Origin of the sequence: Rodentibacter mrazii, assembly GCF_001998825.1 — a bacterium.
GTDB lineage: Bacteria > Pseudomonadota > Gammaproteobacteria > Enterobacterales > Pasteurellaceae > Rodentibacter > Rodentibacter mrazii.
Genome location: NZ_MLHG01000046.1, coordinates 1 through 10,736, shown reverse-complemented (window position 1 = coordinate 10,736; position 10,736 = coordinate 1). Strand labels below are relative to the sequence as shown.

Below are 10,736 nucleotides of genomic sequence, written 5' to 3'. Positions count from 1 at the left end.
GGTTAGTATAACTGAATTTGTTATAAGTTAGGCATTTTTCTGAGAATAACGAAATTGGAAAACAATGAAAATTGCTAATCCAATGAGCCCCAGTAAAGCCCCGCTCAATCCGATATATTCTAATCCCACATGATTCATGATTTGACCGCCAAATAACGCTCCGGCACCAATCCCTGCATTAAATATGCCCGAATAAATTGCTGTGGCAACGTCGGTTGCATCAGGGGCGAGTTTCAGAACATGCATTTGTAAAGCAAGTCCAATGCAGGAAATGCCTATTCCCCAAATGAAAGCAAGAATAAATATTGTAGTGGCATAGTGGGTAGAGATTAACAAAAGTGAGAGCGAGATAATAAATAATATGATTGCACTCAGAATAAATTTTTTGGGGTTAAAACGATATAACCGATTGAAAAGTAAACTTGCACTCACACCAGACAAGCCAAATACGAGAAGTATCATTGTGGTAAGATTTGGTGCTAATTGCCCGATTTGAATCATAAAAGGCTCAATATAGGTATAGGCGGTAAAATGTGCTGAAATGATGAGCGCCGTTGTGATATAAAGCCCGATTAACAGTGGACGTTTGGCAAGAACAGGTAAGCTGGCAAGTGAGCCGGTATTTTTACTTGGGAGATGGGGTAAAAGTTGAATAATTAAGAACATTGCCACTAATGCGAGGACTGCAATAATGCCGAAAGTAACCCGCCATCCGACAAGCTGACCGATTAAACGTCCGAGGGGTAAGCCTAAGATCGTGGCAAGGGATGAACCCATCGCCAGCATTCCGAGTGCTTGCGTTTTTTTATTTTTAGGAGCGATTCGCATCACGAGGGAGGCAGTGATAGACCAAAAAATAGCATGGGATAATGCAATACACATACGGGCAATCAGTAATACCCAAAAATCCCACGCAGTCACAGAGAGGATATGTCCGATAATGAAAATCACAAAAAGTTTAATGAGTAAACTTTTCCGCTCTATTTTTCTTGTTGCCAGCATTGCCGGCAAAGACATCACTAGCACGGTCCAAGCATAGACTGTCATCATCAGCCCGCTTTCAGCGGTTTGCATATCAAAACTTTGAGCAATATCGGTCAATAACGCAACGGGTGCAAATTCCGTGGTATTGAAAATAAACGCAGCGCAAGCCATGATGATGACCCGCCAATTTTGGATTTTTTCAGCTTGTTGGTAAAAGGACATTACTTCAATTTCTCTTTAATGAGATCTTTTAATTGTTTCCGAAAATCTTTATTCAATTCCAGTTTGTACTGGGGCGAATAGCAACTATCAAAAAAGCGAATAGGCAATTTCAGCTTTTTGTATTTTTCATCTGTGGTAGAGAGCGTGAGATTAATATCGCATTGCATAGTGTGTAAATCAATCGCACCATTGCCTTCTCCTAAAAGTGCGGGTGTTTTTAGGCTGATTTTATTGACGGTTAATAAATTATTTTCAAGGCTCAGTGATGAAATAACGGTTTGATAGGCGGTATTTATACTTTTCCCTTGTAATAATTCATCATTGTAATTAATCGGCAAATATTGTGAGAGCAGATTCAATAAATTAATTCCTAAAAGTTCGCCGTCTCGTGCATTAAAGTCAAATTGCCCTTGTATTAATTCTGACTGAGCAAAGGCGAGCTGAATATTAAAATCGGTCGTACCGGTCATCGTATTCGGAAAACTCAGTAAGGTGAGTAAACGTTCCATCGGAAAATTTTTACCGGAAAATTTGACCGCACTTTTTTGTGCAAGACTATTGAATTTCAGCACGGCTAAACAATCAGTAGTACAGACAGGCTTTATATAGGCTGCCAACATTTTTTGCGGTTTAGAGAAATTGGCGTGTACCTCAATATAATCCAATGCTTGACCGTTTAAAGATACTCCATCAATTTGGAACAATGATTCGTTGCCTTGATTAAGGGTGATATTTCCTTTATTAAAAGAAAGATTGAAACCGGTATTTCTACCGTAAATAGGTTTTTCAAGTTCGATAGACAGATGGTTCTTACCATTAAACGGAATATCTTTTGCTAATAATTTTTTCAGTGGGAAATCTGAAAAATTCATCGTTATTTTGGCAGAATTAAGTGCTTTTTCGCCTATTTTTGCTTGATTAATCGTGAGTTGTTCTAGTTCTGGATCACCGATAATTAATGGTAAAAATGCTAATTTACCTTCAATATATTTGAGAAAAATCTCGTGATAATTCAGCTGCTCAATAGAGAAATAAGGCTGAGGAATAAGATTGAAGTCAAGCGATTTTACTTGAATATTGTGTCGCGCTAATTGCTCGGTGAGTTGTGTTTTCGCTTGTTGAAGTTGGATGTAAAGAAAAGCAAAGATCGCAACAAGCACGATCAACAGGCCTATTGCGATCTTTTTCATTTATTTATCCTCATCAATGCGACTTGCCACAGCATTTTGTTGATTTCGATATTTTGCATCTTTGCGGCTGTTATAAGGGCGGGCTGCATTGCCGCTTAACACTTCAAAACTGAGTGCGCCGATCACCATATTGGGACGCAAGGCTAAAGGCAGTTTACCGGAGTTGTAAAACTCAAGGACGATTTTACCTTCCCAACCCGGGTCAATACGGTGTGCGGTGACATGTACCATTAATCCTAAACGGGCAAGGGAAGAACGTCCGTCTAGCCAGCCAATGATATTTGCCGGCAATTTGACGGATTCTAACGTAGTCGCCAGTGCTAACACACCGGGGTGTAGAAAAAAGGCTTCGTTATCAGGAATGATAATTTCATCACTCATGACGGATTCTAATTGTGCAGAGACTTCTTCTTTAGGACCGCTTAAATCAATATAAGGCGCAGAATGTTCACGAAATACTCGGAAGGAATTGCCTAAACGAACATCAATGGTTGCACCGTTAATTTTGTCATTAGCGGGACGAGGTGTTAAAGAAATAATGCCATCATCAAGATAGCGTTCAATATCGGTATCGCAAAGACGCATAATTTCTCCTACTTTTGATTTAATAAATGAAGAATCTGAGCTTTTAACATATTGATCGCAATACGATTTTTACCGCCACGTGGAATCACAATGTCAGCATATTGCTTAGACGGCTCAATAAATTGTAAGAACATCGGGCGTACTGTTGAGCGATATTGCTCAATAACAGATTGTAATGAACGACCACGTTCTTCCATATCACGTTGCAAGCGGCGGATAAAACAAATATCCAACGGGGTATCTACAAAAACGGAAATGTCCGCTAATTGGCGCACTCGTTCATCGGTGAGTAATAAAATGCCTTCTAAAATAACGATACGTTTAGGGGTGAAGTGAGTGGTTTCAGCAGTTCGGGTGTGTTCTACATAGCTATAAACAGGAATATTTACCGCTTTATTGGCTTTTAAATCTTTTAAATGCTGAATGAGTAAATCACGATCCATTGAGTTGGGGTGGTCATAATTGGTTTTTACGCGTTCGCTCATTTCTAAATGGCTTTGGTCTTTATAGTAACTATCTTCTGCAATAATACCGATTTGCTGACAACCTAGTTCGTTACAGAGTTCTTTATGAACAGTGGAAGCAATGGAACTTTTACCTGAGGCAGAAGCACCGGTGATGGCAATGATGATACAAGATGAATCTGGCATGAATATTATAACCTGAAGGCTGAGAAAATTCCCTGAATTATAAATAAAAGTGCGGTCAATTTCATCTTTATTTTTCGCTACCAATTTACAAAATTGTGAGGGGCGTCACGGTATTATTTTTCGTTTTCGCATAGTATTTTGTCGTTTTCACCCAGTAGGAGTATTTGCTATGAAATTCAATAAAATTTCTCTTTCAATTTCAACCGCTCTTTTAGCGGGCGGTTTAATGATGTCTTCTGCAGTGAACGCCAAGGGACGCTTGGTGGTGTACTGTAGTGCCACGAATATTTTATGCGAAACTACCACAAAAGCTTTTGGCGAAAAATATGATGTGAAAACGTCGTTTATCCGCAATGGTTCGGGCAGTACCTTTGCAAAAGTCGAGGCAGAAAAAAATAATCCGCAAGCGGATGTTTGGTTTGGCGGCACCTTTGATCCACAGGCTCAAGCGGCAGAATTAGGGTTGATTGAACCTTATAAATCTAAACATATTGATGAAATTATTGAATCGTTCCGTGATCCGGCAAAAACGAAAGGTAATTATGTTTCCGCCGTTTATATGGGGATTTTAGGTTTTGGAGTCAATACCGAACGTCTTGCTAAATTAGGAATTAAAGAAGTCCCGAAATGTTGGAAAGATTTAACGGATCCTAAGTTAAAAGGGGAAATCCAAATTGCCGATCCGCAAAGTTCCGGTACTGCTTATACTGCCATCGCCACTTTTGTACAACTTTGGGGTGAGGACAAAGCCTTTGATTTCTTCAAACAATTACATCCGAATGTCTCTCAGTACACCAAATCCGGTATCGCACCGTCACGCAATGCAGCACGGGCTGAAACCGCAATTGGTATTGGTTTTTTACACGATTATGCACTAGAAAAACAGCAAGGTGCACCATTAGAGTTAATCGTGCCTTGTGAAGGAACCGGTTATGAATTGGGCGGTGTAAGCATCATTAAAGGTGCTCGAAATCTTGATAATGCCAAATTATTTATAGATTGGGCACTTTCGAAAGAAGGACAGGAGCTGGCTTGGAAGAAAGGGGAATCTTTGCAGATTTTAACCAATACCAAAGCTGAGCAATCTCCTGTGGCATTTGAGCCGACCAAACTCAATTTAATCAATTACGACTTTGAAAAATATGGTGCTACAGAAGAACGTAAACGTCTTATTGAAAAATGGGTTCAAGAGATTAAATTAGCGAAGTAATATTCTGAAAGTGCGGTTGAAAATTACGGTATGATGTAGCAAATGCACAAAAATAGATATTTCAACGGCATGTAGGGACACACTGCGTGTGTCCACTATAAAATCAAATCATTTCAATATGTTAAAATTCGGACACACGCAGTGTGTCCCTACAAGCTAGCTAACCAGAAAACAGATTTGTGTAACTGTTGCAGAATACTGGAAAATTATCAATTTTTGACCGCACTTTGATCTTGTTTTATAAATATGAGATGAATTTGTGGCGTGAGTCTCTCGTATATACTACAGAAAACGCCAAATAGCCTTGCGGAGGTATTAATTAATGAGAAAGCAGGTGCTTTTTGAAAGCAATTGGTTTTGGATTGCTATTGCACTAATGGGGTTCGTTTGTTTGCCTTCTACGGCACTTTATTATGGCATCGCTGAATCAACCCGAGAGGAACTGCTGGAAGCGATGGGATGGATGGCTCCTAATCTTAGTTGGTTTTGGTTCGGTACATTATTGCTGATTCCTGTTATCTCGCATTTTTTCAGGCAGAAGGCTCGCCAACAAGGATTATTTGAATTTCTGCTGATTTGTACAATTGTTACATTTATCTTTATCTCTGCAACACTCGCTAAAATGAGTTTAGGTTATTCAATTTTTATTTTGCTGGTGTCATTGATTGCCATGGCAACGAATGCTCTGGCAAAAATGAAAATAATGCAAGGTGATAAATTTATCATCGCTTCACTTATCAGTATTGTATTGATGATTTTCTTCTTTATTGTCTATCCTACCTTGGCAATTTTTATTTCTATGTTTTATGACGGTTCGGAATTTGTTCCAACCCAATTCTTAACAATCCTTGAACAGCCCTATATTATTCGCATCATTTTCAATTCATTGAGTGTGGCGGCAACGATTGGTATTTTGGCAACGCTATTTGGTTTAATTTTTGCCCTTTATACGACACGTATCGCCAAACGTACCGCTTTTATCGGTAAAATTTTCTCCATTTTACCCATTGTCACCCCACCATTTGTAGTAGGGCTAGGCGTAACGTTAATGCTTGGGCGTTCGGGCTATGTTACCCAATTTTTAGTAGAGTATCTTGGTTTTAATAATAACTGGTTATACGGTTTTACAGGGATTGTCATTGCTCATACATTGGCATTGACCCCCATGTCTTTTATGATTTTGGAGGGGGCGCTCAAATCTGTTCACCCTTCCATTGAAGAAGCCTCATACACCTTGCGTGCAAACCGCTATCAAACCTTTTTCAATATCATTTTCCCATTATTGAAACCGGCACTGGGTAACTCATTCCTTGTGGTTGCCATTCAGTCTTTAGCGGATTTTAGTACGCCATTGGTGCTGGGCGGTAGTTTTGATGTCATTTCCTCACAAATCTACTTTTTTATTGCAGGCTCACAACTTGATTATGCATCAGCCAGCACACTGGGTAGTTTATTGCTTATTTTCTCGCTATCAATTTTCGTGATCCAGTATTTATGGATAGGTAATCGCTCGTACGTGACGGTTTCTGGTAAATCCTATCGTGGTGATGTGCAGGATCTGCCTAATCTAATGAAATACGCCATTATGCTGATTTTAGGTTTTTGGGTGTTATTCAATGTGGTTCTCTACGGCAGCATTTTCTACGGTAGCTTTACAGCTAACTGGGGAGTAGATTACACATTAACCTTCAAACATTATCTTGCTTTATTTGGTCAAGGGTTTAGTGACGGGGCGTGGCCGTCTCTTATTCAAACCGTCTTATTTTCCGCTGCCGCGGCGCCAATTACGGCACTGTTTGGTTTATTGATTGCCTACATTACGGTGCGTCGTGATTTTAAAGGGAAGAAGACGTTAGAATTTCTCACCTTACTTTGCTTTGCCGTACCGGGGACGGTTGCGGGGGTGTCTTATATCCTTGCTTTTAATAACGCACCGATTTATATCACAGGGACGGGATTAATCATTATTCTTTCTATGGTCATGCGTAATATGCCGGTGGGGATGCGTGCTGCGATTGCAGGATTGGGACAATTGGATAAATCCCTCGATGAAGCCTCTCTCTCACTTAAGGGCAGCTCATTTAAAACCCTTGTATTTATTGTGCTGCCATTGCTTAAGCCGGCACTGTTATCCGCATTAGTCACCAGTTTTGTACGATCTATGACAACGGTGAGCGCCATTGTATTCCTCGTTACCGCCGACACTCGCGTTGCGACATCCTATATTCTAAATAGGGTAGAGGATGGTGAATACGGCGTGGCGATTGCCTATGGTTCGATTTTAATCGTCGTGATGATGGCGATTATTCTATTTTTCGACTGGATCGTAGGGGATACCCGTATTAGTCGCTCAAAAGCGAAAAAAATGAATTAAACACCGTCTGAAAATCTACAAAAGTGCGGTATAAAAATGAAAAGTTTTTAAAAGGTAGTAAATATGAACAATGATTTTTTAGTATTGAAAAACATTACCAAAGCATTTGGTAAAGCGGTTGTCATCGATAATTTAGATTTAACTATTAAACGTGGCACAATGGTTACTTTGCTTGGTCCGTCCGGCTGCGGTAAAACCACCGTATTAAGATTGGTGGCAGGCTTGGAAAATCCTACATCCGGTCAAATTTTTATTGACGGTGAAGATGTGACGAAATCTTCTATACAAAACCGCGATATTTGTATTGTATTCCAATCTTATGCTTTATTTCCGCATATGAGTATTGGCGATAACGTGGGTTATGGCTTAAAAATGCAAGGTGTGAGCAAACAAGAACGCACTCAGCGGGTCAAGGAAGCCCTCGAATTGGTGGATTTAGCCGGTTTTGAAGAGCGATTTGTCGATCAAATTTCTGGCGGGCAGCAACAACGTGTGGCGTTAGCCCGTGCCTTAGTATTGAAACCAAAAGTATTGTTATTTGACGAGCCATTGAGCAACTTAGATGCGAATCTTCGTCGTTCTATGCGTGAAAAAATTCGTGAATTACAACAACGATTGGGTATCACGTCCTTATATGTTACTCATGATCAAACTGAAGCATTCGCTGTATCCGATGAGGTTATTGTGATGCATAAAGGTAAAATTATGCAAAAAGCACCGGCAAAAACCCTTTATCTTCGCCCTAATTCCTTGTTTTTGGCGAATTTTATGGGAGAGTCCAGTATTTTTGAGGGGAAATTACAAAATGATACGGTGGATATTAATGGTTATCAAATCACCCTTTCTAATACGGCACAATTTGGTTTGGCTGATGGAGAATGTTTGGTGGGGATTCGTCCCGAAGCGGTTTATTTGAGTGTTGAAGGTACGGATAGTCAGCGTTGCGAGATTAAAAGTGCGGTCTATATGGGCAACCATTGGGAAGTGGTCGCGATTTGGGCAGGAAAAGAATTACTGGTGAATTGTAAACCGGAAGATTTTGATGCCGAGCTCAAACAAGCCTATGTAAATTTGTCAAAACACGGCATTTTTTTATTGAAGAAAGAATAGCTCATTTTAATTTATTGGGTACTATGTAGCAAATGCACAAAAATAGAAATTTTAACGACATGTAGGGACACACTGCGTGTGTCCGTTATAAAATCATTTCAATAGGTTAAAATTCGGACACACGCAGTGTGTCCCTACAAGCTAACCAACTAAAAAACAAACAGATTTGTACAACTGCTACATAATACCGAGTTTATCTAAAAAAGTGCGGTTAAAATTAACCGCACTTTTGTTTCTAAAGGTGTTTTACACGACGTTTTACTTCTTCTTGTTTCCCCGCATTAAACGGACGTGCATCCGGGCTGCCTAAATAACCGCATACACGGCGGGTAACTGATACTTTGCTTCTATCATGATTACCGCATTTCGGGCAAACAAAACCTTTGCTCGTACATTCAAATTCGCCGGTAAAACCACATTCGTAGCATTCGTCAATAGGTGTATTAGTGCCATAATAAGGGACACGGTCGTAGCTGTAATCCCACACATCTTCCAGCGCTTTTAAGTTGTGTTGGATATTCGGATATTCGCCATAGCAAATAAATCCACCACTGGCTAAAGGTGGGTAAGGCATTTCAAAATCCAATTTATCGTAAGGATTGACTTTCTTTTCTACATCTAAGTGATAGCTGTTGGTATAGTAGCCTTTATCTGTGACCCCTTCAATAATGCCAAATTGTTTGGTATCCAAGCGGCAGAAACGGTCACATAAATTTTCACTCGGTGTGGAATAGAGGCTAAAGGCATAACCTGTTTCTTTTTGCCATTGTTTCACAGCACGATGCAAATGACGAACAATCTCAATACCTTTTTCACGCAATTGTTCATCATCAAAAATATGACCTTTTTTATAAAGGGCATTGACGGTTTCATGAATACCAATGTAGCCGAGTGAAATAGAGGCTCGTCCGTTTTTGAAAATTTGTGCGACATTATCATCGGCATTTAAACGTACACCACAAGCACCTTCCATATAAAGAATCGGAGCTACACGGGCTTTGGTATTTTCAAGGCGGGCAATTCTTGTCATTAAAGCCTTTTTGGCAATAGCAAGGCGTTCATCCAAAGTACGGTAGAATTCCGCTTCATTTTTTGATTCTAAAGCGATACGTGGTAAATTCAGGCTCACCACGCCCAAATTGTTACGTCCATCGTGAATTTCTTTGCCTTGTTCCTCATAAGCCCCTAAGAAACTACGACAGCCCATTGGCGCTTTGAAAGAACCCGTTACTTTCACGACCTGATCGTAATTAAGAATATCCGGATACATTCGTTTAGAGGCACATTCAAGCGCCAACTGTTTAATATCGTAATTCGGATCGCCTTTTGCTTGGTTAAGCCCTTTTTTAATGGTGAACACGAGTTTAGGGAAAACCGGTGTTTTATGGTTTTTACCCAAACCACGAATACGGTTTTTTAAAATAGATTGTTGAATTAAACGGGCTTGCCAACTTGTGCCTAAACCGAATCCAAAGGTTACAAAAGGCGTTTGCCCATTTGAGGTATGCAAGGTGTTCACTTCGTATTCTAGAGACTGAAAGGCATCAAAGCATTCTTTTTCAATCAACGCTTTTGCATAGCCTTCTGCATCGCGTATTTGCCATTCTTGTGCATTTTTTAAATGTTTTTCATAGCTGATTTGAACATAGGGTGCCAGCACTTCATCAATACGATTAATAGTGGTGCCGCCGTAAATATGGCTGGCAACTTGTGCAATAATTTGTGCCGTCACAGCGGTTGCCGTACCAATAGATTTTGGCGGTTCAATTTCCGCATTGCCCATTTTGAATCCTTGGGAGAGCATGCCTTTTAAATCCACTAACATACAGTTGAACATCGGGAAAAACGGCGCATAGTCTAAATCATGATAATGAATTTCTCCTTTCTCGTGTGCTTCGACTACATTACGTGGCAGGATATGATGTTTGGCGTAATGTTTTGCCACAATACCGGCAAGTAAATCCCGTTGGGTCGGAATGACTTTCGCATCCTTATTCGCGTTCTCATTCAACAATTCCACGTTGCTTTGTTCAATGAGCCCCTCAATTTCTTTGGTGAGTTTGCTGCGTTTTTCACGGGCTAAATCGCGATCGTGGCGATATTCAATATAAGCTCGTGCGATTTGTGGATAGCGGCTTGCCATTAATTTATCTTCGACGATTTTTTGAATTTGATTGATGTCGATTTGTTGTTGATGGTGGATAAAAATTTCGTTTCCCACTTCGTGTCCAATTTGATGACAATAAAATTCATCGTGAATATTGACCGCACTTGTGGCTTTTTTAATAGCTTGGATAATGCGTTGGATTTCAAAATCAGCACGTGAACCATCACGTTTAATCACACTAAAAGCGTTCATTGTATGCTCCAAAATATAGTATTGTTAAAATGTGACACATACTATATATAGT

General features: G+C 39.9%; 8 protein-coding genes. 3 read left to right on the top strand and 5 right to left on the bottom strand.

The window, feature by feature from the left end; genetic code table 11:
* Window positions 1-27: 27 nt before the first annotated feature.
* Genes BKK47_RS07625 through udk form a run of 4 tightly spaced genes read right to left on the bottom strand, consistent with a single transcriptional unit; the run spans window position 28 to window position 3,631 of the window.
* A complete protein-coding gene (locus BKK47_RS07625; RefSeq protein WP_077494270.1) occupies window positions 28-1,206 on the bottom strand; it encodes a sugar transporter in 1,179 nt (392 codons plus the stop codon).
* Window positions 1,206-2,396 carry an AsmA-like C-terminal region-containing protein gene (locus BKK47_RS07620; RefSeq protein WP_077494269.1) on the bottom strand — a complete coding sequence of 397 codons (1,191 nt, stop codon included), beginning with the start codon at window positions 2,394-2,396 and terminating at the stop codon, window positions 1,206-1,208. The genes BKK47_RS07625 and BKK47_RS07620 overlap by 1 nt, the downstream gene beginning before the upstream one ends.
* Window positions 2,397-2,981 (bottom strand): dCTP deaminase, encoded by a 585-nt coding sequence (dcd, locus tag BKK47_RS07615; RefSeq protein WP_077494268.1) that lies wholly within the window; start codon window positions 2,979-2,981, stop codon window positions 2,397-2,399.
* An 8-nt stretch (window positions 2,982-2,989) separates the two neighbouring features.
* The gene (gene udk, locus BKK47_RS07610) at window positions 2,990-3,631 is read right to left on the bottom strand and encodes a uridine kinase (protein ID WP_077433164.1); all 642 of its coding nucleotides are present in this window, start codon (window positions 3,629-3,631) and stop codon (window positions 2,990-2,992) included.
* 169 nt (window positions 3,632-3,800) lie between these two features.
* Here udk and BKK47_RS07605 point away from each other — a divergent pair, with 169 nt between their 5' ends.
* From BKK47_RS07605 to fbpC, 3 genes are all read left to right on the top strand, one after another.
* Entirely contained in the window at window positions 3,801-4,841 is a 1,041-nt protein-coding gene (locus BKK47_RS07605) for an ABC transporter substrate-binding protein (RefSeq protein ID WP_077494267.1), read from the top strand.
* 322 nt (window positions 4,842-5,163) lie between these two features.
* On the top strand, window positions 5,164-7,215 hold the full coding sequence (locus BKK47_RS07600; RefSeq protein WP_077494266.1) for an ABC transporter permease: 2,052 nt from the start codon (window positions 5,164-5,166) through the stop codon (window positions 7,213-7,215).
* Window positions 7,216-7,278: 63 nt separating this feature from the next.
* Window positions 7,279-8,325, top strand: a complete 1,047-nt coding sequence (gene fbpC, locus BKK47_RS07595) for a ferric ABC transporter ATP-binding protein (protein WP_077494265.1) — start codon at window positions 7,279-7,281, stop codon at window positions 8,323-8,325.
* 235 nt (window positions 8,326-8,560) lie between these two features.
* Here the strand turns inward: fbpC and nrdD are convergent, their stop codons facing one another.
* Window positions 8,561-10,684 carry an anaerobic ribonucleoside-triphosphate reductase gene (nrdD, locus tag BKK47_RS07590; RefSeq protein ID WP_077494264.1) on the bottom strand — a complete coding sequence of 708 codons (2,124 nt, stop codon included), beginning with the start codon at window positions 10,682-10,684 and terminating at the stop codon, window positions 8,561-8,563.
* Between the last annotated feature and the right edge of the window lie 52 nt (window positions 10,685-10,736).